Source organism: Methylocucumis oryzae, assembly GCF_000963695.1.
GTDB classification, from domain to species: domain Bacteria; phylum Pseudomonadota; class Gammaproteobacteria; order Methylococcales; family Methylomonadaceae; genus Methylovulum; species Methylovulum oryzae.
Map to the genome: position 1 here is coordinate 1 of NZ_LAJX01000003.1, position 22892 is coordinate 22892.

Here is a 22892-nt window from a genome sequence, read left to right on the forward strand (position 1 = left end):
TCTAAAGGAGGATGTGCAGGTTTTAAAACAAGATGTGCACGTTCTAAAGGAGGATGTACAGGTTTTAAAACAAGATGTGCAAATTCTAAAGCAGGATGGACAGGCATTAAGAAATGATTTGGAGTCTTTTAAAATCGAAGTAAGAACTGAATTTCAGGCAATTAGGACTGAAATACGCCACATGGAAGACCGACTAACGATGAAATTTCTCGATTTAGAGCAGCGCATGACAATTAAGTTAGGTAGCTTAATTGTTGTAGCGGTAGGGGCAATGACGGCTTTGGATAAATTATTGTAAGCTATACTTTTCTATCTAATTTTCGATAGCCAATAGCTTCGCTTAAATGTTTAATGTCGATGTTTGGCGCGTCTGCTAGGTCGGCTATGGTTCGCGCCAGTTTTAAAATCCTATGATAAGCGCGGTTGGATAAACCAAATTTTTCCATCGCTTGTTCTAGCAACTGATGGCCAGTGTCTGATACTTGGCAAAATTGCTTCACTTCTTTAGCACTCATTGCCGAATTGGCTTTGCCACAACGTGTTAGTGCGCGATTGCGAGCATTGATTACCCGTTGTCGAATAGTGGCACTGGATTCTTCGCCTTCCGGTGAGCCTTTACGCAATATTTCATGAGCGATTCTGGGTACTTCTAAATGCATGTCTATACGGTCTAATAACGGGCCAGAAATTTTTTGCCCGATATTTAGCGACTTGCTCTGATGTACAGCGGCAGCGTCCTGAGGCATCGCCTAAATAACCGCAGGGACAAGGATTCATTGCGGCGATAAGCTGAAAACGCGCGGGAAATTCGGCTTGTCGATTAGCTCGTGAAATGGTGATATGGCCTGTTTCTAGCGGTTCTCGTAGAACTTCTAAGACTTTTCGGTCGAATTCGGGTAACTCGTCTAAAAATAATACGCCGTTATGGGCTAACGATATTTCACCCGGTTTAGGTTGGCTGCCGCCGCCGACTAAGGCAGGCGCAGATGCTGTATGATGAGGTGCGCGATAAGGCGGATGTAGCCAGGTGGCAGGATTAACGCCGAGTTCACTGAGTGAGGCGATACTCGCCGTTTCTCGCGCTTGCTGCTCGGTTAATAGTGGTAAAATCGTCGGCATACGCGCAGCAATCATGGACTTGCCAGTACCCGGTGGGCCTAGCATCAATAAATTATGCGCGCCAGCCGCAGCGATTTCACATGCGCGTTTGACATGGTATTGTCCATGTACATCGGCAAAATCTAATTCAGTGTCAAGCTGAGTGCTTTGTGTGGGTGCTTGAGAAATTGTCTCGAGAGTGGTTTGCCCTGTTAAGTGCGCACAAACGGCTAATAAATGCTCGGCTGGAATAACAGTGATGTCTTTAATTAACACCGCTTCGGCTAGATTCTCACGCGGTAATAATAGCTTTCGGCCTAGTTGTTGTGCTTGTATCGCAACAGGTAACACGCTTGTGACCGGGCGCAAATCGCCGCTTAACGATAATTCGCCTAAGAATTCATAATCAGATAGGGTTTGGGTGGGAATTTGACCCGATGCCGCTAAAATGCCTAAGGCTATCGCTAAATCGAAACGACCACCTTCTTTCGGTAAATCGGCGGGGGCTAAATTAATCGTAATACGTTGCGCCGGGAATTCAAATTGACAATTGAGGATTGCGCTACGCACCCGGTCTTTGCTTTCTTTTACCGCTGCTTCCGGTAAACCTACGATGGATAAGCTGGGTAAGCCGTTACTAACATGTACTTCTACTGTGACTAATGGTGCCGATAAACCAGAACGCCCACGACTGTAGATGATGGCTAAAGACATAGCTGAACAGGTGGGCGTTGCGAGGGTTGTTTACATTTCTTCTTTGCTAAAAAGCTGCTGCTCTAAATCCGCAACACGTTTTTCCAAGTCTTCGAGTTTGCTACGTGTCTTGGCTAACACCAGTTTTTGCACTTCAAACTCTTCGCGTGTGACTAAATCAAGTTTGCCCAACACGCTTTGCACAATCGCATGGACGTTTTTTTTCCATGTCTTCTTTGAATTGATTTAACCCCGGTGGAACGGCACCCGATAACCGGTTTGCAATATCATCAATGGTTTTGGTATCAAACATAAGGCCTCTGAATACAATAAGTTACAAAAAGTTGCCATGTAAACCCATCAACTACTGATTAAGCAGACAAGTACTAGGCAGCATTTACCAAGAAACAATAGCGAGCGTTAAGCGGCTTGTTCGGCTAACACATGTTCGCGGCAGATTTTTTTAGCATCTGTTTGGCTTAACGGTAATTGAGTTAAGTTGCAAACATAATGATTGTCTTGCTCGATGAAATTAACACAACTATGGCAAACCCCAAAACCTTTTAGCGCTGTTTGCTTTTTGCAATTCTGCCAATAATCCGCTTAATGCCGCGTCTAAACTGTCATAACCGTGTTCGACAATAGCTTGCTGAGCTTTTTCAAAGACATCCATCGGTTTAATTTCTTGTAAAAGCTTTAAACCAGCCTCGGATAATGCTAAATGCACGACGCGTCCGTCTTGGGCGTCTTGGCTTTTTTCCAAGTAATTTTTGCGCTCTAACACTTGTATCGATTGCGAAACGGTGCCTTTGGTTAAGCCTAAAAACTCGGCGACAGCGGCAGGTGTATCGCTAAAGCGGTTGCATGTCGCTAAATAGTCTAATACTTGCACATGAATCGGCTGCAACCCAATCGCAGCAAATTTTTTGCGTTCTTCTGAGCGTACTAAATTGCTAATACGCTCAATTAATTTAAAAGTCGTCGTAGTATCGTGCATTTATTTAGGAAACGCTTGTTTAAAAAATTCAGGTTGCGCTAATGCGCCTTTGTGAATATCACTGTTGTAATAAACGGTTGCAAAAGGTTTATTAGCGCTGTCGTGTTCTCTAAAACCGGTCAGTTCGGTTTTGCTGGCGATAGTTGCGCTCCACCAGCCTGATGGATAAATACATTGTGGAAAAAACAAAGTTTGTAGTTCGGCAAAGCCAGCGCTACGCATAGCATCACGCATAGCTGCGATTAAATTCATGTGTAATAACGCCGATTCGCTTTGTTGTATCAATAACCCGTTTTCCGATAAACACGCATAGCAATCGCGATAAAAATCAACGCCGAACAAGCCTTCAGCCGGGCCTACCGGATCGGTGCTATCGACGATGATTATATCGATAGACTGAGGTGCGGCTTGTTTTATCCATTTAATACCGTCGATAAATTGTAATTCAGCTCTTGGGTCATTGTTAGATGAGCAAAGTTCGGGGAAATAAATCTCAGCTAAACGGGTGACGCGCTCATCAATATCGATTTGCAATGCGTGTTCAATGCCTGGATGTTTTAGGACCTCTTTTAACGTGCCACAATCGCCACCGCCTATAATCAATACCCGCTTAGGGTTGGGGTGGGTAAATAACACCGGGTGGCTCATCATTTCGTGATAAAAGAAATTATCACGGGTAGAAACCATGGTGCAACCGTCAATCACCATTAAGTTACCAAAGCTTTTGGTTTCGTAAATCTCTAAGTGTTGAAACGGTGATTGCTCTTCGTGGAGTTTTTGTTTGATGGCTAAAGAAAAGGCTACTTCATCACCAGGGGCTTGTTCAGTAAACCATTGTGTTGGATTCATGTAGGAATTCCTGAAAAATAAACGAATATTAGGCCAGCCATTATATTAGAATTCGAGCTCTTTTTTGTGACACGCGGAGTGTTAAATGAATTTACTCGATGACAGCAATTGGACGATACAACAGGCCGCCGAGGTTTATGCGATTAAGCAATGGGGCGAAGGCTATTTTGCCATTAATGAACGCGGTCATGTCAGCGTAAAGCCTTGTGCTGACAAAGACTTAGAGCTAGATTTATTAGAAATCGCCGAATCGTTAACCGAGAAGCAGTTATCGTTACCCGTTTTAGTACGTTTTACTGATATTTTGAAAGATAGAGTACAGCGTTTAGATCAAGCGTTTAAACGGGCGGCAGAAAAACTAAACTATCAAGGCCATTATACGCCTGTTTATCCTATTAAAGTCAATCAACAACGGCAGGTGGTTGAAGGGATTTTAGCCGCTGATAATATTGGCTTAGAAGCGGGCAGTAAGCCTGAATTATTAGCCATTATGGCCTTATCGCATCAAGGTGTTGTGGTCTGTAATGGTTATAAAGATAGGGCGTATATTAGACTAGCGCTGATAGGCTTAAAAATGGGCTTGAATCTGTATTTAGTGATTGAAAAGCCGTTAGAGCTAGAGTTGATTATCGAAGAGGCCACGCGTTTAGAGGTGCAACCCATGTTAGGTTTACGGGTGCGTTTATCCAGTATTAGCGCGGGGAAATGGCAAAACAGCGGTGGAGAAAAATCTAAATTTGGCTTACATGCTTACGAGGTCTTGCAATTAGTCGAGCGCTTAAAGCAAGTTAATATGTTATCGGCGTTGAAACTCATGCATTTTCACATGGGTTCGCAAATCGCCAATATTCACGATATTAAAATCGCCCTAAAAGAAGCCGGACAATTTTATGTCGAGCTACACAGGCTAGGTGCGCAGATAAAAATCGTCGATGCGGGTGGTGGCTTAGGCGTCGATTATGATGGCAGCCGGTCACGGCGGGAGTCGTCAATTAATTATAGCGTAGATGAATATGCGCAAAACATTGTGCGCAGTTTTGCCGATGTTTGTGCCGAAAAGCACGTTCCTGAGCCAGATATTATTACCGAATCGGGACGAGCATTAACGGCGCATCATGCTGTGTTAATCACCAATGTTACCGATATTGAAACAGTATACAGCGATGTCAGTGCTTTAAGCGCTCAAACTGATTTCAGCAACCCCGTCGAGGCTTATCATGATGCTTATTTCCAAGTAGCAGAAGCACGCGCTCAATTTGCCCGTGATAAGCTTAATATCAATGGCTTAGCCCAAGCTGAAAATGACTACGCGTTATTTTGCCAGCGTTTAGCCAGTCGTTTAAATCCAAATAACCAAAATGAAGCGGCGATATTGCAAGAGTTGCAAGAAAAATTAGCCGATAAAGTGTTTTGTAACTTTTCACTATTCCAATCCTTGCCGGATATTTGGGGGATAGACCAAGTTTTTCCTATCATGCCTATACATCGTTTAAATGAAAAGCCAAGCCGACGTGCGGTGATTCAAGATTTAACCTGTGATTCGGATGGTCGTATCGATGTTTACGTCGATGGACAAAACCTTGAGAAAACCATGCCGGTACATGCGATTAATCGCGAACAACCGTATTTAATTGGGTTTTTCATGGTAGGGGCGTATCAAGAAATTTTAGGCGATATGCATAACTTATTCGGTGACACGCATTCAATCAATATTAAAATCGACGAAAACGGTTATCAATTTTTTGATTTGCAAGAAGGTGAGGATGTATCGGAGTTATTGGATTATGTGCACATTAGCAGCGACGAATTAAAAACGGCGTTTAAAGCTAAGCTGGCGGCTAGTGATTTAAGCGTAGAGCTACAGCAAGCGTATGAGCAAGAACTCAATGCCGGTTTAAATGCTTACACTTACTTGGAGAAATAATCATGCAGGTTGGATTAATTGGGTTAGGCGCAATGGGACAAGGTATGGCGAAAAACTTAGCCAAGCACGGATATTTAACCGGTGTTTATAACCGAACAGCCGCGACAGCGCAGCGTTATGCCGATGAATTAACGGTAATCTGCTACCTAAGTATAGCGAGGTTAGCCGAAGCGGTTGATGTCATCGCAGTATGTGTGACCGCTGATAATGATGTGTTAGATATTGTCAAACAAGTTGCTAATGCCGCTAAACCAGGTACGGTAGTTGTCGATATGTCTACGGTCAGTAATGCGACTGCACGCCAAGCGGCTGAAATACTCGCTGATAAAGACATTGCGTTTCTCGATGCCCCTGTATCGGGTGGCGTAGAAGGCGCGAATAATGGTGCATTAGCGATGATGGTCGGTGGTGATGCCGCAGTGCTAGAGCGAGTCACACCGGTATTACACGCGATGGCAAAGCGTATCATGCACATGGGGCCGACGGGCGCAGGACAAGCGACTAAGGCGGTGAATCAAATCATGTGTGCCGGCATTAACCAAGCAGTGACCGAAGCCTTAGCGTTTGCTAAAGCACAAGCGCTAGATTTAGAAAAAGTCATTGATGTCGTTGCAGGTGGCGCAGCAGGCAATTGGTTTTTAGACCATCGCGGTAAAACCATGGTGAATGATAGTTTTAAGCCGGGGTTTAAATTAGGCTTACATCATAAAGACTTAAAAATTTGTCAAACGATGGCGGCGGCCTCAGGGGTTGCCATACCTGTGAGCGATATGACGGTTAACGACTATCAACAACTGATGGCGCAAGGCTTTGCTGATGAGGGTATTTCAGCGTTGTATCGTTTAAAGCGTTAGTCGATGTACTGAGGCAAACTTAATGGTTAACTCAAAGGCTTGCTCAGCGGTTAACCCATAATGTATCGCTGATAGCGCGCGAATGACGCCAGCATGAGTGACAATAACGACTGATGCGGCGTTAAGCGCGGTTATATCCTGATAAAACGCGAACACACGTTGCTGCAATTGCCTATAACTCTCACCGCGAGGCGGTGCGGTATCCACATAATGGTCGCACCAGTCGCGTAGCTCGGCTTGCGGCAACGCTGAAAACAAGCGATTCTCCCAGGCGCCAAAATTTAATTCTAATAATCTATCATCGATATGCACATCATCAGTTAATGCTAATGCTAGTTGTAAACAACGGCTTAGCGGGCTGCTAAATACTAAAGCTGTGCTAGGTAAACAACATTGTATGCTGGGTAGTTGCTGTTGCCAGTCCGGCGCTAAGGGTACGTCAGTTTGACCATAGCAAGCGCCCAACGGCGCGCAAGTTTGGCAATGTCTAACTAAATAAACGTCCATAACGCTGATGTGGTTAAGTAAAATACGGTTTCAGTAACTTGCTGACTTGCCCCTAGGCAATCACCGGTATAACCACCAATACGGGATTTAAAGTAACGGCCTAACCCTAATGTGATTACTGCCATAGGCACTAACGCTACAGCACATAACCCAGGTAAAAACAGTAAGGGGAGTAATGCGTAAACTGCTGCATAGCCTAGTTGCGCGGGGCTTAACCGCATCACTGCCTGTTGGCTTTTAGATGTACCGATACGCGCATAATCGTAACCATGCATTAACCACAACGGTGCGAATCGGCTAAGGCTATGACCTGCTAGTAAAAGCCAAGGTGTGTGATTAGCCGGCAAGCTCGTTAGCAGACTGATTTTTAATAGCAATAAAAATACTAAACCTAATACGCCGAAACTACCTAAACGTGGGTCTTGCATAATTGTCAGGCAGTGTTCTTTATCACGACCGCCGCCAAAACCATCGCATACATCAGCAAAACCGTCTTCATGTAACGCACCCGTTAATAGTAAACTCATGACAAGGCTTAGCAATACTGCAACGGGTGTAGGCCATAATAGCGTAGCACCGTAAAAAACAAGCGCCGTTAGTGAGCCAACAAGCCAGCCTATAACTGGTAAATAAATACTCGCGGCGGCTAGTAGCTCAGTATTTAACCGGCGATGAATGGGAATGCGGGTATAAAAACTGATAGCAAGTAATAGTAACTGTAAGTGTTTCCTTACGTTTTTCATGAGTAGCATATATTCAGGTGCGTTGTCGCTTTGAATCATAGTTTAGAAAACTAAAGGTCTACCGGTTATGTTAATTCTTGGTAGAAATGGTCGCGACCAGCAACTGAGTTACCAAGCCTTAGGACGAAAATCTTGCGTGTTGACAATCGATGCCGAGTTACCTGTGGCACGAATACTGAACAAGCCTTGGTTAACTGCCATATCTTCCGCACCTGCGACCGCTGTCAACCATGCCACGCCGCCATATAGCGTATTGTTGGCATAGCGAGGTAGCCACTGCTTCATTTGTCCTAGTTTGTGCAGAAATTTTTTCACATCGTCTGGACGCAACGTGGTTTTAACCTCAATTACAACCACTTCATGACCGTTATGCGCCAGAATGTCGAACTCAAAGTTGCCGCCGTCAGCGCGCTTTCCTTTTAGACGGGTCGACGTATCGCTAATCGCAATGCCACGCTGATTCAGTATCTTGACCAAATCGCCTTCCACTAGCGATTCCATTAAACGTCCCCATTGCGAAGTAAACAAGTCATTCAACTCGTTTATCTTGCGGTCGGTTTCCTTAAATTTGCGGTCTGTTTCTTTGAACTGACGGTCGGTTTCTTTTTGGCTCTCACGCAGCTCTTTAATTAAGCGGTCGGTTTCCTTAAGCTGTAGGCTGTTTTCTGCAAGCTGTAAGCTATTTTCCGCCGAACTGCGCGCCACTTCGCGGAACAATTCCCATACTTCATCACGGGTTACGGTAGACATTGTGTGACTCCTGTTCAAGTTTCAACTAAGGATTCGCCTAAAAATCAACGTATGGTATGCAAATAAGTCAGGTTGCGCTAAGACCATAAAATGCGCTTATTAGGATGCGTCGAACGAATAGAGGCGCATCGTTCGCGTGTTTGCTCGATTGATGTGCCTCGTACCTCGGTACATCTTATTTGACACTTCTTATCGTGACCCGTTGGTAAGTATTCTGATAAACAGGCAAATCATAACACAGCGCCATAGCTCTCCTGAAACGTCATGAGGCCTGTTCTAATCAGAACAGGCCGTCGCCATACCTCAAAAAAACTTCCGCTGTGTGGAAAAAGGAAATAGCTAAAGGGTAAAAGTGTTAAAAAGCCCGCACGGCACGGACTAAGAGCTGAATGTAGTTATAGTTGCTGAACTGGTCGCCACTAGCAAAGCTCTGGGACCAAACGATGTGGTTATTGTACACAGATGAACTCCAGTAGTCGCCAGACGCAAAACCACCGACATTAGTTATCGGTTCAATAGCACCTGGACCGATGGCTTGGTACATGAGGTTTAGCTCATCTTTCGACGGCAGAAACCAGTCATCGTAACCGTTTAAACTCAGGTTGCTGACCAGGTTAGCGGCGTATTGGCCTGAGCCTTGGGCGTTAATAATTTTCTGAGTATTCGCCGCACCCGTACCAACAGCCGTAGCGGTCGCGCCGGTGTCAATATAAAAACCGTTATGCCATTGAATGCCTTCGCTTTGGTCTTTAGCGGCGGCTACTAAGCCATGTACGCCAGTCTTGTCAATGTAGAAAATAATGCCCCCTTGATAGGTTTTGCCGATTTGTATCGTTTGGTTCTCAAAGCGTATTAGAGAGGAGAGGTTCAGCAGTTCTGTGGCAGCTAGGTTGCTTGCTACGGCGCTGACATAGCCTTTGTTTTTAGTAAACGCCCATTGTGTTTCGGGGTCATCGTTTAACGTCAGTTGTGTCCAGGCATTTTGGTGTTGCGTCTGATCGATGCTGACTTCGTAGCAGGGGAATTTTTCGTCGCTACTCAGGCACTCAGTGCTGTCTTTCCGTTTGCCGTTTGGGTAAATCCGGTATAAGGCGTTAGGCGCGGCGCCGTTGTTCGGCACGAACACATGCACTTTATAGCTTGATGTGACCGGTGCGCGCCATTCGACGCTGGATGCGCTCCCTCCTTGCAGTTTTATGGCGGGGGCAACAGATTTACCCGACGGGGCAGCATAGCTCAGGCCCGATAGCGCGAAGGCTAAAGCGCACACACTGGTTGTTAACGCTGAATTCATTAGGGACTCCATTAGGTTGAAGGATGATGAAGCTTAGTGAGTAAGATAAACCACATGCCCGCATGGCTGCGCCGCCTATTCTACAAGGGATTAACAGAAAAACAACGGTGTCTAGTGCTCAGTGAGTTCACTTTCGTTACCACAAACTGGGTTGATTACATAATCTAGTTAACAATAGTAGCTGTGTTTTTTGGTTTGGTTACGACGCTTGGAAATGACACAGTCACTTTTAACCCGCCCCATTGAGAGACGCCTAAGATTAAGTCGGCGTTATGAATTGCAGCAATGCGTTGCACGATGGATAAACCAAGACCTGTGCCTTGAGCGGCGTAAGCCGTTTCTATACAACGATGAAAACGTTGTAACGCTTTTTCGTATTGGTCAGGCGCAATGCCTGGGCCTGAATCTTCGACGCAAAAATCCAAGGTTTTACCGCGTCCTATCACGCTGATTAAGATATTGCCTTGGTTGGGGGTGTATTTAATCGCGTTGTCAATTAAGTTGCGAATTAAGATAGCAATCAGTGCGGCGTTGACGATGATAGGTACGGGGCTTTCTTCGACGACTTCGAGTTGTATTCTTTTCCTATGTGCTTCAGGCTCTAAATGAGCGACGATTTGCACGACCTCTTTGTCGAGTTCTAGCACTTCTTGATTCATGTATTCTGTACCGGATTCGATACGAGAAAATGTTAATAATTGCTGCACCATATAAGTCATGCGATTAACAGCTTGCTCTATGCGTTTAAGCGCTTGTTTACGCATGCTGTCGTCATGTGTGCGTAACGCGACTTGGGCTTGGGTGAGCAACCCGGCTAGAGGCGTTCTTAATTCATGCGCTGCGTCAGAGGTAAAGCGGCGTTCATGTTCAAACGCTTGTTCTAGTTGTACGAATAAGTTATTAATTTCTGTGACCATGGGTACGATTTCATTAGGTAGGCCACGCGTTGATAACGGTTTTAAATAGCTGGCTTCGCGTTTGGCTAATGATTTTTCGAGTCTTGCTAAGGGTTTTAACGCTTGGCCGACAATCATCCAAATGACCATGCCTAGTACGGGCAGGCCAATTAAAAACTGGGTAACGAGTTGAGTAGAAATTTCATCGGCTAATTCCGCGCGTATTTCTTCTTTTTGCGCAACGTGTACACTGTATTCGCCTGTGGCATTGGTCAAACTATAGACATGCCATAAATCGCCATTAATTTCGGTTGAGCTAAAGCCATTCTGTAAATTAGCAAATGGGTATCTAGGTGCGCTATCCGAATATAAGACTAAGCCTTCTTTTTTGGACCAGAGCTGAAAGGCGATTTTGCGTTCATATTGTTGCGTGACCGCTTTTTCTTGTAACAAATCATCGAACATATACCATAATGATTCGTCGATATTGGTTTGATTTAAGCCTTTTAAAGCCGACGGCTCTTGGGTTTTAAGACTGAGAAAATTATTTTGTCCCGTCCATAAGTCAAAATTATTTTTGGTTTTGGGGTTACGCTTTAACGCATAAGCGTGTAGGTGTTTGTCTACTAAATCTTGGCTCCAATACGTTGACAGCGAGCCTTCACGTTGTAAGCTTTCTAGGAATGCGTTTAAGACTTTTGCCGATTGTGATAACTCGGCATCGAATAGGCTTGCGACTTCAGCGCGGGTTTGTTGATAGCTGACAAAAGCCGCAATACCCCAAATGACCATGGTTGCTGTTAATAAGCTTATCAACAGGCGTTTTCGTAACGAATACTTCATTATTCGTCGTCATTATCAATGATATAGCCTACACCTCGGACAGTTCGGATTAAGCTAGGCTCTAATTTCTTACGTAAATGGTGAATATGAACTTCCACCGTATTACTTTCAATGTCGGAATTCCACGAATATAGACTTTCTTCAAGTCGGGCGCGTGAAATCACTCGTCCGATATTGCTCATTAAAAAAGTTTAAAATCTCGAATTCTTTTTGCGATAAATCGATTTTTTCATTATTAAATGTGACTTGGTGCGCAGCAGGGTCGAGAATAACACCTTTGTATTCGATAGTGGGGACACTACGGCCTTCTTTGCGTCGTGATAACGCTCTTAGCCTAGCGCACACCTCATCTAACTCAAACGGCTTAATGACAAAATCGTCAGCACCGCTATCTAGCCCTTTAACCCTATCGGCAATAGTGTCTTTAGCGGTCAACACTAGGACCGGTGTTTCGTCTTTTCTCGCACGCAATGCTTTTAATACCGATAAACCATCCATGTCGGGCAGATTTAAATCCAACACGATGAGTTCGTAGCTATTTAGTTTTAACGCTTCATCGGCCAGTTTGCCGCTGGTTAACCAATCTACGGCGTAACCTTCCATGGTTAACCCGGCGACAATACCATCACCTAGTATTTCATCATCTTCTACTAACAATAAACGCATAGCTCGCTAATCACTGTTGAATTGAACATATACTTTAAACAGTTAAAATTTCGGTTTTTAGGTAAGGTGTGCTGTGCGCACCTTTAATAAGTTTTCATTAAAAATCAATGAAAAAAAGGTGCGTACAGCCCACTACGGCAACACAAGATACCAAATGTCACCGTTCAGAGTATATTCCTTTATCGCTTATCGCGGGTTAGTCTACGGTAGGTTTTGGCTCAGTTACCGGTGGTAACGCCATTTTGCTGAGCTTTTCATTTTTAATGAATTTTTGTTTTAAGCGCTCAAGTGCAGATTTCAAGGTGGTATCCATGACTGTTTCATTACCTATAGAAACAATCACACGGGTTAATTCCGGCATTTTATTTTTAACAGATGCGATATAGATAGGTTGCACATATAACACGGTGCTACCTATCGGTAAAATAACCATACGCCCCATTTCAACGATAGAACCCGCTTGTCCCCATAACGTGAACTGCTCAGAAATTTCGGGAACTTGTTGCGTTAACGCTTCGATTTGTTCTGGGCCATTGACTTGCACTTCTTTACCAAATTTATAAACAGTGATATTGGGTTTATAGTTTTCGCTACAGCCTATGCTGTCCAGTCCACTGGCAATACCTAACATACTGAGGTTGTTGCGTTGATACGGTGTCATCGGGTTAATTAAGACAAATTCTTCTGTGTCATTGCAACGCCCGAAATCCATGGTTTGATAATAAGGTAATACGATGCTATCGCGTAAATTAGCAAACTCCCATGTTTCGGCTTGTTCATAAAATAACGCTGGATTTTTTTGATGGTATTTAGCAAAAAATTTTCATTTGCGCATAAAACAAATCACGCGGATAGCGCAAGTGCTGGCGTAATTCTAAGGGCATGTCCGCTATATCTTTGAAAAACCCCGGATAAGCATTGCTATACGCCATTATCAATGGGTCTTTAGGATCGACAATATAATAATCAACATCGCCATCGTAGGCATCTACGACTATTTTTACCGAATTTCGGATGTAATTAAATTCTTGCGTACCGCTTTGGAAATGGTCAACCGATGGTTTTGATACAGGATATTTATTCGATAGCGTATAACCGTCGATAATCCAGTAAAACCTATCACGTGTAATCACCAAATAGGGGTCTTTGTCAAGCTGCAAAAACGGTGTAATTTTTTGCACTCGTTCACTGATGTTACGATGAAACTTAATTTTGCTTTCGGTAGTGATATTGGTGGAAAAAAAAGATTTTTTCATCGTTAAAGTAAATAGCTAATAAGGCTTTACGAAAATACGATGGAATCGGTACACCGCCAATGCCATGATAAATATCGGTATCTGCTTCCTGGCTGCCTGAAATATCAACAATATCTAAGCGGTTAGGTACAATCGCGTAATTGAGTTGTTCTTGGCCGTAATAAATATCAGGATGTTTGATACTAAATCCTACCGTGGATTGCATATTCAAATCGCGCAAATACCAGGTTTGTGGTTTATCGGCATCTTGTGACGCCGGTGTGACTACCGCGCCATAACCGTGGGTATAACGTAAATGTCGGTTTTCCCAATTTTGCGCGCCTTCGGGTAATTTTGAAATATTGACTTCCCGCGCCGAGATATTGACTTGGCGGGTATGGTCGAGGACAAAATACCTATCTTCATCGACAGAGCGAAATTTGTAATAAGGTCTGATTTCCTGAAGTTGTCGGTAGCTATCAATAATATATTCTCTATCCCATACTGGAATATTCTCAAAGCGTTTTTGCGTACTCCAGGTTTCTATATCTTTTGCGGCGTCGATTTGATTAGTTGTTTCTACGGTTTTAACGTTATTCAAATTATAAGCCGCTAAGGTTGCATCGATATTGCTTTGAATAAACGCTTGTTCGGTTCTAACCGGGTTAGGGTTCACGATATAGCGTTGTAATAATTCAGGAATGACTCTTATATTCGGTAACAATAACGCAGCTAAAAACGCCGCTAGCGAAATATAAAACGGCGTTTTAATTCGGTGCTTCTCAGAAAATAAATATAAGCCTGCACAGATCATCGTAGCTAAGAAAGTTAGTATCGCTAACCAGATTAGTGGCAGTTGGTAACGCAGCTCGACAAAACCAGGCCCATAAAACACCGGTTCGTGTGCGTCAACATACAACAACGAATAGCGTTCGAGCATAAAGCCCCAAACCACAAAAGCGATGACGAAACCACCTAAGACTAGTAGATGTATTTTGGCACCTAATGGAAACTCTTTACGTTGATAAGGCATGAAAAGATGTTCTAACCAATACAACAGACCAACCATGATGAAAATTAGGCCTGCCGTCGTCAGCAATTCTCGTTGAATCAATTCATAAAGTGGAAAAGACAGTAAATAAAAGCTGACATCATTACCATAAATCGGTTCGGTGACACCTGACGCAGCACCGAAAAAGAACAATAACGATTTCTCCCATTGGTGATAAAACGGCATAGCAACAAAGATTGCTAAGACCAGCGCAATAGGGGTATAAACCTTAACGCTGCCATTCATAAAGACATCGGAAAACCGCTGTAGTCGCCGACGCTCATCAGGATTAGCGAGTGCTTCTTGCGCGGTATTTAAGCCCAAATAGCGCGACGCAATCCAGAAATGCAAAAAGAAAATAGTGAAAAAGGCGAGTGTTACGCCGCCGGATAAAAAGAATTTATACAATAGTTTTAACCAGAAATATCCTTCAAGCTTAAGTGATTCAAACCACCATAAATCTACGAATAAATCTAAAAAAACAAAATAAAACGCAATATATAAGATGATAGAAAGCGCTAAAAGCGCACCAATCAAGACAGGAATTAACTTCAAATTTCGCATACTATCCTCGTAACGAAAGCAGGGAGGCTATGGTCGTTTCGCACCGCCGCCTTTGCACCAAAACTGACAAGCTTGTAATTTTTCAGTATTCTAACACTCAACGGCGGGTAAGCGTTTTTTCTTTAAGCCACATCCCTGTGGCTTAGCAACGCAGGGGTAGTTGCCGAGCAGCGGTTTTCTGCCAATATTATCGGATCGGCTATCACGTTCAACATAGAACTTTATGTCTGTATTACCACCTTTAAGTCTTTATATTCATATTCCTTGGTGCTTAAAAAAATGTCCTTATTGCGATTTTAATTCCCATGCACAAAAAAACACCTTACCAGAAACCGGCTACATTGCTGCTTTGCTCGCTGATTTACGTGCTGATATTGCGAACTACCATATCGACAGGGTGATTAATACCATTTTTATTGGTGGTGGTACGCCTAGTTTATTCAGTCCTAGTGCATTCGAGCAGTTATTGACCGGTATTGCCGATTTAATTCCCATCGCTAGTGATGCGGAAATTACCTTAGAAGCCAATCCAGGCACCGCAGAAAGTGCAAAATTCTCAGCATATCGACGTTTGGGTATTAACCGCTTATCGATTGGCGTACAAAGTTTTTCCAATACACTATTGCATAAACTTGGCAGAGTGCATGACGCAGAACAAGCTATTCATGCAGTTCATTTAGCTAAGCAGGCAGGGTTTGAGCAGATTAATTTAGATTTAATGTTTGGTTTGCCGGGAGCCAGCCTTGACGATTGCTTAGTTGACATCAATACAGCACTTTCGCTTGCCCCTACGCATTTATCATTTTATCAGTTGACATTAGAGCCTAATACCTGGTTTTATAAATATCCGCCCAGTTTGCCAAACGATGAAGCGATTTATGCTATGCAAATAGCTGCGCAAGCGTTATTAGCGGAGCACGGCTTTGAACAATATGAAATTTCAGCTTATAGTTTTGCCAGGGCAACAATGTCGGCATAATTTAAATTATTGGCGCTTTGGTGATTATTTAGGCATAGGTGCGGGCGCGCATGGCAAAATCACTCAGTGCTTACCTGATAGGATTATCCGCAGCCAAAAACCTAAACATCCAGAACACTATTTAGGCTTACAAGCGTTTTTTACCGTCTGGCCAGGCCATTGCTGTAGAAGACTTAGCCTTAGAGTTTATGATGAATCAACTGCGCTTAAAACAAGGTTTTACTGCTGAGCAGTTTCAAGCGATGACAGGGTTAACGATAAGCGCGTTAGAGCCAGCTTTGTCAGTTTGTCTTAAGCAACAGTTAATACAATTCGATGATTGGCATTATTTTTGTAGTGATACTGGCTGGTATTTTCTCGATAGTGTGTTACAAGAATTTATGGCGGGATAACTGACATTTTTTGTCAACACTATGTCAACTTCGTCACTTTTAAGCATTTTTCTGCCTTTTTATTCACATTGTGTTGTACTCTCTATGAATTGATGACGAGTAAGAAAAATCTATGCTTCATTGAGTCGGTCATTATAGCTAACCCTTTAACTTTAAATGGTAACATACAGACTAATGCTCTGTGGTCTGGTGCAGTTCTATAGCTATAATTGATAAAATGTTTGTTATTCACAGCACAAAACTATAAATTGGCGTACAAACTGCTTAAAGGGCTCAGTGCTGATTAAGAGAGAAGCTTTTATTATCACATAAGCAATACGGCTTGGCTTTTGGTTTTACTTTAGACGGGACAATGTCACGTAGGGATAGGGCGTTTAGAGAGGCACAAAACTGCTCCTGGCGTTTTCTGCATTCACCACATCCTTGTGGCTTCAGGTGGTGGCAGCATGGATGCTGCCACCAAGCCTATAGGGATGTATTTACGATGTCCTGCGCTCTGAATGTCCTGTCCCTACTTATAACTGGTGGCCGTCTTTAACCTACAATTGTTAAACTCATGCTCGACTATCAAAGAGATTTCATACATTTTGCGCTGGATTTAGGCGTATTAAAATTTGGACAATTCCAATTAAAATCAGGCCGTACCAGTCCTTATTTTTTTAATACTGGATTATTTAAAACAGGCGCTCAACTTAGCAAATTAGGACGTTTTTTATGCCCAAGCCTTATTAGCTGGGAGTATGACGCCCGATGTGTTATACGGGCCTGCTTATAAAGGTATTCCTCTAGCGTGCGCGACGGCTATCGCCTTTTCTGAATTAACTGGGCAAGATATTCCGTTTGCATTTAATCGCAAGGAAGCTAAGGATCACGGTGAAGGCGGTGTCATTGTTGGCTCAGCGCTTACCGGTAATGTATTGATTTTAGACGATGTTATTACCGCTGGTACGTCTGTTAGAGAATCGGTTTCTATTATCCAAGCTGCAGGTGCAACCGCTTACGGTGTATTAATAGCCCTTGATAGACAAGAGTTAGGTCAGAATGGGTGTTCCGCTATAGACGAAGTAAAACAACAGTTCGGCTTAGCTGTGACTGCAATTATCACACTAGCTGATATTATAGAGTTTTTAGCAAGCGAAGACAGGACGTTAGTTGCACAAATTACCGAATATCAACAACTTTATGGCATTAAGCAAAGTTAGCATTAAAATTAACTTTGATTAAATACAACGGTTGCAAATATATGAACTACAATTGTTGGATATGTTAATAACAGACCTAGACCACTATACCAAATAAAAGGCTAGCTATGAGGAATCTGGAATTTAAAGAAAAAATGCACGAATACACGTTATGGCGTGCAAATTTAATACAGTCCATAGAAATGTATCAGCAATGGCTTAATCGTTACGGATTAGAAACTGCCCATAGTACGAATACGATTTTAAATATTCTTAATAGCTTGCAAAATGATCGTGTGACTTTAGCGTTTGTTGCCGAGTTTTCACGCGGTAAAACAGAGTTAATTAATGCTATGTTTTTTGCCGAATCTGGCCTGCGTTTATTGCCATCGTCACCAGGACGCACGACGATGTCGCCTACTGAAATTTTTTATGACGAAAAAAGGTGGCAGCTACATACGCTTATTGAATATTGAATCGCGTTTAGAAAATGTTTCATTAGCAGAATTCAAGACCGTGCCCGAGCGCTGGCAGCATTTCCCATTGGATCCTAATTCTCCTATGCAAATGCAGAGCGTCTTCAAAGAACTGATTGCCACTAAAAAAGTTGATCGCGCCACTGCTGATCGCTTAGGTTTGTGGGACCCTGCCGAAGCAGAGGCTCAAGGTAATCCATTGCCTGAAGAAGTAGAGATTCCTTGTTGGCGACATGCGATGATTAGTTTTCCGCATCCGTTGTTAAAAGAGGGCTTATGCATTATCGATACCCCAGGTCTTAATGCATTAGGTACAGAGCCTGAATTGACATTGAATATGTTGCCTAGTGCGCAAGCTATTATTTTCATTCTTGCTGCCGACACCGGTGTAACTAAAAGTGATTTAGAAATCTGGCTAACGCATATTACGCGCGCTAGAAGCGGTAAAACACAAGGTTTAGCCGTCGTTATGAATAAGATTGACGCTATGTGGGATGATATTGGCGAAAATCACGATTTTGAGGGAGCTATACAATCCCAAATACAAGCGTCTGCTAGTATTCTTAAAATTAATGAAAATGCTATTTTCCCTGTTTCGGCTAAACAAGGCTTATTAGCTAAAGTTAAAAGTGACGCTAATTTGTTAGATAAAAGCCGTTTACCGGTGCTAGAGGAGTTTTTAGCGACTGATATTTTAAAACAAAAGCGTAGCATCATGATGAACACCATTGTGCGTGACTTAGGCTTTTTATTAAACGAGTCGTTGAGTTTGACCAATTCTTCATTAGGCCATGCCACTGAGCAACTAGAAGAGTTCAAGAAAGTCGATTTCCATAATCAGGAAATGACAGGCAAATTAATGGCTGAAACGCGTGATAAGCAAAATTCTTACATGGCTAATGTCGAGAACTTTCAATCAAGTCGGCGTGTGTTTATCGTGCAAGCCAAAATGCTTATTGACTCGTTCTCTGATGAAAAAGTGGATGCGGTTGTTGAGCAAGCGCGCATTGATATTACTAAGAGTTTAACGACGTATGGTATGAAGCAAAACATGCGCACGTTATTCGACAATTTACGCGATTTATTGCAAGATTCTATCGATATTACTAACGAAACGCGGCGCTTAGTTAAAGCTATTCATAAAAAATTCAAAGACGAATACGGTTTTAAAGAAATCGAGCCACAGTTATTTTCTGTCAAACAGTATCAGCTTGAATTAGAACAAGTTTTTGAAGAAGGCGAGGCGTTTCGCTCAAGTACTAAAGTCACGATGACTGAGCAACATATTGTTGTTGAAAAGCTTTATAACACGTTAATTTCTAAGGCGAGGGGTATTATTAAACAAGCCCATACCGATGCGATTGCGTGGAGTAATGGTGCATTAACACCGTTAATGCAGCAAATTAAAGACCATAAAAAGCAAATCGAGGGACGTTTTGCAAATGCTGCGCAAAATCAATGATTCTAAAGGTTCGGTCGCAGAGAATATTGCGGCGTTAGAAGCAGAGTTAGCACCATTAAAACGACAACAACACGAATTAATGGCGATTGTAAAAGCCATGCAAATTGAGCAATTATTACCTGATTATTCAGAACAATAGACGTTTTACTCGTAGTAGGGTACGCACGGCGTACCCTTTCAAGACTAATAAAGAGACTTAAATCCTCTTATCACACCTTCCGGTTACCCCCGAATTTGACTGCGTACAGCCAGCCCGGTATCCCTATAAAACACCTCATTAAAATGCTTAAGCATACTTCATGAGTATTTTTTCTAAGCTAGTTTCACAGACAGCAATATACGGTTTAAGCAGTATCGTTGGCCGTTTTCTCAATTATTTACTCGTTCCGGTTTACACCTACTATTTTGCACCGGCTGAATACGGTGTGATTTCTGAGTTCTATGCCTATGCTGGATTTTTTTCCGTGCTTCTCGTATTAGGCTTTGAGACAGGCTATTTTCGTTTTCGCGGCAACGGCGAAAGCAAGCGTGACAGCGCGTATGCCACTGCGCTATGGTTTATCGTGTTGTTAAATTTGGCTTTTGTTTCCGCCGCAATAGTTAATCAACAGGCGCTAGCCACCTTAATCCATTATGCCGAACATCCTGAATATATTGTCTATTTCACGGCTATTTTAAGTTTAGATGCGGTGAGTACCGTACCGTTTGCACGGTTAAGAGCGGAAAATAAAGCTTTACGTTTTGCTACGATAAAGCTAACTGAAATCATTATAACCATAGGCTTAAGCCTATTTTTTATTGTGTATTGTCCTAAGCTACACAGCGAGACACCTGATTCGCCATTATTATTCTTATACCAGCCGCAGATAGGTGTGGCTTATGTGTTTATAGCCAATTTAATCGCTAGTGCCGGAAAGTTTTTATTATTAACCCCGGAATTATTGGGATTGCGTTGGGGTATTAAGCGTCAGCTTTTTATTAAAATGTTGGTATATTCCACGCCAATGGCGATTGTTGGCTTTGCTGGCATTATTAACGAGATGCTTGATAGAGCATTGCTGAAATATTTATTACCGCATGATGTGGCTACCAATATGAAAATGCTGGGTATTTATAGCGCGTGTTATAAATTATCGATACTCATGTCATTGTTTATCCAGGCGTTTCGTTATGCGGCAGAACCTTTTTTTCTTTAGTTACTCGCGCCAACAAGATGCAAAACTTGTTTATGCCAAGGTGTTGAATTACTTTGTTATTTTTTGCGTGTTTATCTTTTTACTGGTTACGCTATTTATCGATTTTTTTCAATACTTTGTTGGCGAAGCTTATCGTAGTGGCTTAACCATTGTGCCGATTTTATTAATCGCTAATTTATGCTTAGGTATCCATGTCAATTTATCGATTTGGTATAAGCTGACTGACCGTACCGGTTTAGGTGCCTGGTTGTCGATAGCCGGTGCGTTATTAACTATTACGCTGAATTATTATTGGATTCCGTTATATGGTTATACCGGCGCGGCCTGGGCTACGTTAATGTGTTACGGTGCGATGGCTATGGTTTCCTATCTACTCGGACAGCTTTATTACCCGGTTGCGTATGATATAAAACGGCTGATAGGCTATATTACGCTGGGTATTAGTCTTTTTAAAGCCAAAGAGTTTGCCATTACCTACAGTAGCTTAAATGCTTGGCTAGTGTCGGGTTTATTACTCACTGTTTATCTACTGTTTGTTGTGCTTTTTGAGAAACCGGCTAAGCGCGTGCCGGTATCATGCTAAAATTCTGCTCCCATACCCAACCCAATACCCTCACTCAACACATTATGTCGCATATTCCAGAAGCCAAAGCACGTATCGTAGGCTTAATTATCTTATTACTATTAGGTGGCTGGGTTTTATTAGCGTATCTACCCTTAATTGCTTGGGCGGTAGTCTTAGCAATAGCGACATGGCCTGTTTATGAGCGTATGCTAGTACGCAAAGAATTACACGGTAAAGTGACGTTTGCGTCTATTTTGCTTACGTTAATGATAGGCACCATTATCTTAACGCCGTTAGGCTATGGCTTGCATCGCTTACTCCATGAAGCGCAATCGTTAGGTCAAGTCTTAGAGGCGGCACAAAAAGTTGGCATACCACCGCCGGAATGGTTAGGCAAATTGCCCTATATAGGCACTTGGTTAATCCAAAGTTGGCAAGAAGCCTTAGGCAATGCCGAAGCGGCTAAGACATTAATGCATTGGCTAGGTAATAGCGGTGTTTTAAGTTACACCAAAGATTTAGCAGGACAATTGCTTAGCCGATTTATTAGTTTTTTAATGATTTTATTAGTGTTGTTATTCGTTTACCAACACGGCAATTCTATTAGCCAGCAAGTGCTTGCTAGTAGCCGTAAGCTATTTGGCGAAGTCGGTGTGCGTTATGCCTTACATGCGACTGCGGCAGTACGTGCTACGGTCAATGGCATGTTGTTAATTGGCTTAGGCAAGGGGTTGCTATTAGGTGCAGGTTACGCTTTAGCAGGCACTGGCCATCCAGCAATATTGGGCACGTTTACCGGTATATTTGCTATGATTCCTTTTGCGGCTAAGCTCATTTTTGGCGCGTGTTCTTTAGTGTTAATCGCTGAGGGACATATTGTCGAAGCCGTAGCGTTGTTTACTTATGGCATGGTGTTAACGTTAATTGCCGATAATTATATACGCCCCATCTTAATCGGTGGCGCGGTTAAATTGCCGTTTATCTGGACGTTACTCGGTATTTTCGGTGGCATGGAAGCCTTTGGATTATTAGGTTTATTTTTAGGGCCTACCATTATGGCGGTGCTTATGTCGATATGGCGCGACTGGTTGAGCGACGTTAACACCATTAACGAAACATCCTGACTTAGAGTCAGTTTCACAACAGAGGAGTTAATCATGAAAAAAATACTATTGATAGGGACGCTTGCTATTTCTGCATGTACCACTAACCCACAAACGGGCGAAACCTCAATGAGTAATACGGCTAAAGGCGCTGGCATAGGTGCGGCAGTTGGTGCGGGTGCAGGTACGCTGTTTGGCGGTAACGACCTAGAAAATGCAGGCTTTGGCGCGTTGGCCGGTGGTGCCGTCGGGGCGGCTATCGGTGCTTATATGGACAGCCAAGAGCAAGAGATGCAAGAAACCTTGCAAGGGACAGGCATAGAAGTTAAGCGCTCAGCGAAAAACAAATTAAAACTCACCATGCCTAGTAATGTGACGTTTGGTTTCGATTCTGCCGATTTAACGCCACAAGCTCGGCAGGCGTTAGATTCAGTGGCTAAAGTGTTAAACCGCTATCCGGAATCGACAATTAATATCGCAGGCTATACCGATGACACAGGTTCTGATAGTTATAATCAAAAATTATCTGAGCAACGCGCGCTGAGTGTATCGAGCTATTTATCGCAACACGGTA

General features: G+C 42.9%; 22 protein-coding genes and 5 pseudogenes. 14 read left to right on the forward strand and 13 right to left on the reverse strand.

The annotated features are described in order from the left end of the window. A partial coding sequence (locus VZ94_RS00260; RefSeq protein WP_045777677.1) for a hypothetical protein occupies window positions 1-298 on the forward strand: 298 nt, incomplete at its 5' end. Window position 299: 1 nt separating this feature from the next. Here VZ94_RS00260 and VZ94_RS00265 read toward each other — a convergent pair. From VZ94_RS00265 to speE, 4 genes and pseudogenes are all read right to left on the reverse strand, one after another. After that, window positions 300-1812: pseudogene (locus tag VZ94_RS00265) on the reverse strand (YifB family Mg chelatase-like AAA ATPase). A gap of 30 nt (window positions 1813-1842) precedes the next feature. Continuing rightward, a pseudogene (ubiK, locus tag VZ94_RS00270) lies at window positions 1843-2104 on the reverse strand (ubiquinone biosynthesis accessory factor UbiK). Between the two features lie 228 nt (window positions 2105-2332). After that, the gene (locus VZ94_RS00275; protein ID WP_239649519.1) at window positions 2333-2788 is read right to left on the reverse strand and encodes a MarR family winged helix-turn-helix transcriptional regulator; all 456 of its coding nucleotides are present in this window, start codon (window positions 2786-2788) and stop codon (window positions 2333-2335) included. Further along, the gene (speE, locus tag VZ94_RS00280; protein ID WP_045777678.1) at window positions 2789-3637 is read right to left on the reverse strand and encodes a polyamine aminopropyltransferase; all 849 of its coding nucleotides are present in this window, start codon (window positions 3635-3637) and stop codon (window positions 2789-2791) included. 85 nt (window positions 3638-3722) lie between these two features. Between speE and speA the strand changes: the two genes are divergently transcribed. Together speA and VZ94_RS00290 are read left to right on the forward strand one after the other, a co-directional pair. Then, window positions 3723-5561, forward strand: a complete 1839-nt coding sequence (gene speA / locus VZ94_RS00285; protein ID WP_045777679.1) for a biosynthetic arginine decarboxylase — start codon at window positions 3723-3725, stop codon at window positions 5559-5561. A gap of 2 nt (window positions 5562-5563) precedes the next feature. Further along, window positions 5564-6415, forward strand: coding sequence for an NAD(P)-dependent oxidoreductase (locus tag VZ94_RS00290; protein ID WP_045777680.1), 852 nt, complete (start codon window positions 5564-5566; stop codon window positions 6413-6415). Here VZ94_RS00290 and cobC read toward each other — a convergent pair. The 9 genes and pseudogenes from cobC to VZ94_RS31385 form a co-directional block, all read right to left on the reverse strand. Further along, on the reverse strand, window positions 6404-6922 hold the full coding sequence (gene cobC, locus VZ94_RS00295) for an alpha-ribazole phosphatase family protein (protein ID WP_045777681.1): 519 nt from the start codon (window positions 6920-6922) through the stop codon (window positions 6404-6406). The two genes, VZ94_RS00290 and cobC, sit on opposite strands and share 12 nt — an antisense overlap. Next, window positions 6907-7665, reverse strand: coding sequence for an adenosylcobinamide-GDP ribazoletransferase (gene cobS / locus VZ94_RS00300; protein WP_045777687.1), 759 nt, complete (start codon window positions 7663-7665; stop codon window positions 6907-6909). The genes cobC and cobS overlap by 16 nt, the downstream gene beginning before the upstream one ends. 108 nt (window positions 7666-7773) lie before the next feature. Then, the gene (locus VZ94_RS00305; protein WP_045777682.1) at window positions 7774-8415 is read right to left on the reverse strand and encodes a hypothetical protein; all 642 of its coding nucleotides are present in this window, start codon (window positions 8413-8415) and stop codon (window positions 7774-7776) included. A gap of 355 nt (window positions 8416-8770) precedes the next feature. Continuing rightward, entirely contained in the window at window positions 8771-9709 is a 939-nt protein-coding gene (locus VZ94_RS00310; protein WP_045777683.1) for an Lcl C-terminal domain-containing protein, read from the reverse strand. Between the two features lie 164 nt (window positions 9710-9873). Next, the gene (locus VZ94_RS00315; protein WP_239649520.1) at window positions 9874-11397 is read right to left on the reverse strand and encodes an ATP-binding protein; all 1524 of its coding nucleotides are present in this window, start codon (window positions 11395-11397) and stop codon (window positions 9874-9876) included. A 50-nt stretch (window positions 11398-11447) separates the two neighbouring features. Next, window positions 11448-12114, reverse strand: a pseudogene (locus tag VZ94_RS00320) (response regulator). Window positions 12115-12310: 196 nt separating this feature from the next. Further along, a pseudogene (locus VZ94_RS31375) lies at window positions 12311-12868 on the reverse strand (UPF0182 family protein); the annotation flags it as partial. 55 nt (window positions 12869-12923) lie between these two features. Next, window positions 12924-13370 carry a UPF0182 family protein gene (locus VZ94_RS31380; RefSeq protein ID WP_338040169.1) on the reverse strand — a complete coding sequence of 149 codons (447 nt, stop codon included), beginning with the start codon at window positions 13368-13370 and terminating at the stop codon, window positions 12924-12926. Next, window positions 13321-14964, reverse strand: a complete 1644-nt coding sequence (locus VZ94_RS31385; RefSeq protein ID WP_338040170.1) for a UPF0182 family protein — start codon at window positions 14962-14964, stop codon at window positions 13321-13323. The genes VZ94_RS31380 and VZ94_RS31385 overlap by 50 nt, the downstream gene beginning before the upstream one ends. Before the next feature lie 223 nt (window positions 14965-15187). Here VZ94_RS31385 and hemW point away from each other — a divergent pair, with 223 nt between their 5' ends. The 11 genes and pseudogenes from hemW to VZ94_RS00355 form a co-directional block, all read left to right on the forward strand. Continuing rightward, the gene (gene hemW, locus VZ94_RS00330) at window positions 15188-15943 is read left to right on the forward strand and encodes a radical SAM family heme chaperone HemW (protein WP_239649521.1); all 756 of its coding nucleotides are present in this window, start codon (window positions 15188-15190) and stop codon (window positions 15941-15943) included. After that, window positions 15897-16172: a hypothetical protein gene (locus VZ94_RS27575; protein ID WP_239649522.1), complete on the forward strand. Its 276-nt coding sequence runs from the start codon at window positions 15897-15899 to the stop codon at window positions 16170-16172. The genes hemW and VZ94_RS27575 overlap by 47 nt, the downstream gene beginning before the upstream one ends. Then, window positions 16132-16335: a hypothetical protein gene (locus VZ94_RS27580; protein ID WP_239649523.1), complete on the forward strand. Its 204-nt coding sequence runs from the start codon at window positions 16132-16134 to the stop codon at window positions 16333-16335. Before VZ94_RS27575 ends, VZ94_RS27580 begins: the two co-directional genes overlap by 41 nt. A 556-nt stretch (window positions 16336-16891) precedes the next feature. Next, a pseudogene (gene pyrE, locus VZ94_RS00335) lies at window positions 16892-17537 on the forward strand (orotate phosphoribosyltransferase). Between the two features lie 107 nt (window positions 17538-17644). Further along, window positions 17645-17992 carry a P-loop NTPase family protein gene (locus VZ94_RS31390; protein WP_338040171.1) on the forward strand — a complete coding sequence of 116 codons (348 nt, stop codon included), beginning with the start codon at window positions 17645-17647 and terminating at the stop codon, window positions 17990-17992. Next, a complete protein-coding gene (locus VZ94_RS00340) occupies window positions 17949-19454 on the forward strand; it encodes a dynamin family protein (protein WP_338040172.1) in 1506 nt (501 codons plus the stop codon). Before VZ94_RS31390 ends, VZ94_RS00340 begins: the two co-directional genes overlap by 44 nt. Beyond that, the gene (locus VZ94_RS31395) at window positions 19435-19593 is read left to right on the forward strand and encodes a hypothetical protein (protein ID WP_338040173.1); all 159 of its coding nucleotides are present in this window, start codon (window positions 19435-19437) and stop codon (window positions 19591-19593) included. Before VZ94_RS00340 ends, VZ94_RS31395 begins: the two co-directional genes overlap by 20 nt. 160 nt (window positions 19594-19753) lie before the next feature. Continuing rightward, window positions 19754-20650, forward strand: coding sequence for a lipopolysaccharide biosynthesis protein (locus VZ94_RS31400; RefSeq protein WP_338040174.1), 897 nt, complete (start codon window positions 19754-19756; stop codon window positions 20648-20650). Beyond that, window positions 20625-21233: an oligosaccharide flippase family protein gene (locus VZ94_RS31405; protein WP_338040175.1), complete on the forward strand. Its 609-nt coding sequence runs from the start codon at window positions 20625-20627 to the stop codon at window positions 21231-21233. Before VZ94_RS31400 ends, VZ94_RS31405 begins: the two co-directional genes overlap by 26 nt. Further along, complete coding sequence (locus VZ94_RS00350; protein WP_239649524.1) at window positions 21227-22339, forward strand: AI-2E family transporter; 1113 nt, start codon at window positions 21227-21229, stop codon at window positions 22337-22339. Before VZ94_RS31405 ends, VZ94_RS00350 begins: the two co-directional genes overlap by 7 nt. Before the next feature lie 33 nt (window positions 22340-22372). After that, on the forward strand, window positions 22373-22892 hold a 520-nt coding region (locus VZ94_RS00355; RefSeq protein ID WP_045777686.1), incomplete at its 3' end, for a YiaD family glycine zipper/OmpA-like lipoprotein.

What these genes read in the sequence shown, in the direction of transcription:
- VZ94_RS00275 (WP_239649519.1), bottom strand. Translation starts at nt 2,788, where the DNA reads ATGCACGATACTACGACGACTTTTAAATTAATTGAGCGTATTAGCAAT.
- speE (WP_045777678.1), bottom strand. Translation starts at nt 3,637, where the DNA reads ATGAATCCAACACAATGGTTTACTGAACAAGCCCCTGGTGATGAAGTA.
- speA (WP_045777679.1), top strand. Translation starts at nt 3,723, where the DNA reads ATGAATTTACTCGATGACAGCAATTGGACGATACAACAGGCCGCCGAG.
- VZ94_RS00290 (WP_045777680.1), top strand. Translation starts at nt 5,564, where the DNA reads ATGCAGGTTGGATTAATTGGGTTAGGCGCAATGGGACAAGGTATGGCG.
- cobC (WP_045777681.1), bottom strand. Translation starts at nt 6,922, where the DNA reads ATGGACGTTTATTTAGTTAGACATTGCCAAACTTGCGCGCCGTTGGGC.
- cobS (WP_045777687.1), bottom strand. Translation starts at nt 7,665, where the DNA reads ATGAAAAACGTAAGGAAACACTTACAGTTACTATTACTTGCTATCAGT.
- VZ94_RS00305 (WP_045777682.1), bottom strand. Translation starts at nt 8,415, where the DNA reads ATGTCTACCGTAACCCGTGATGAAGTATGGGAATTGTTCCGCGAAGTG.
- VZ94_RS00310 (WP_045777683.1), bottom strand. Translation starts at nt 9,709, where the DNA reads ATGAATTCAGCGTTAACAACCAGTGTGTGCGCTTTAGCCTTCGCGCTA.
- VZ94_RS00315 (WP_239649520.1), bottom strand. Translation starts at nt 11,397, where the DNA reads ATGGTCATTTGGGGTATTGCGGCTTTTGTCAGCTATCAACAAACCCGC.
- VZ94_RS31380 (WP_338040169.1), bottom strand. Translation starts at nt 13,370, where the DNA reads ATGAAAAAATCTTTTTTTTCCACCAATATCACTACCGAAAGCAAAATT.
- VZ94_RS31385 (WP_338040170.1), bottom strand. Translation starts at nt 14,964, where the DNA reads ATGCGAAATTTGAAGTTAATTCCTGTCTTGATTGGTGCGCTTTTAGCG.
- hemW (WP_239649521.1), top strand. Translation starts at nt 15,188, where the DNA reads ATGTCTGTATTACCACCTTTAAGTCTTTATATTCATATTCCTTGGTGC.
- VZ94_RS27575 (WP_239649522.1), top strand. Translation starts at nt 15,897, where the DNA reads ATGAAATTTCAGCTTATAGTTTTGCCAGGGCAACAATGTCGGCATAAT.
- VZ94_RS27580 (WP_239649523.1), top strand. Translation starts at nt 16,132, where the DNA reads ATGATGAATCAACTGCGCTTAAAACAAGGTTTTACTGCTGAGCAGTTT.
- VZ94_RS31390 (WP_338040171.1), top strand. Translation starts at nt 17,645, where the DNA reads ATGAGGAATCTGGAATTTAAAGAAAAAATGCACGAATACACGTTATGG.
- VZ94_RS00340 (WP_338040172.1), top strand. Translation starts at nt 17,949, where the DNA reads ATGACGAAAAAAGGTGGCAGCTACATACGCTTATTGAATATTGAATCG.
- VZ94_RS31395 (WP_338040173.1), top strand. Translation starts at nt 19,435, where the DNA reads ATGCTGCGCAAAATCAATGATTCTAAAGGTTCGGTCGCAGAGAATATT.
- VZ94_RS31400 (WP_338040174.1), top strand. Translation starts at nt 19,754, where the DNA reads ATGAGTATTTTTTCTAAGCTAGTTTCACAGACAGCAATATACGGTTTA.
- VZ94_RS31405 (WP_338040175.1), top strand. Translation starts at nt 20,625, where the DNA reads ATGCGGCAGAACCTTTTTTTCTTTAGTTACTCGCGCCAACAAGATGCA.
- VZ94_RS00350 (WP_239649524.1), top strand. Translation starts at nt 21,227, where the DNA reads ATGCTAAAATTCTGCTCCCATACCCAACCCAATACCCTCACTCAACAC.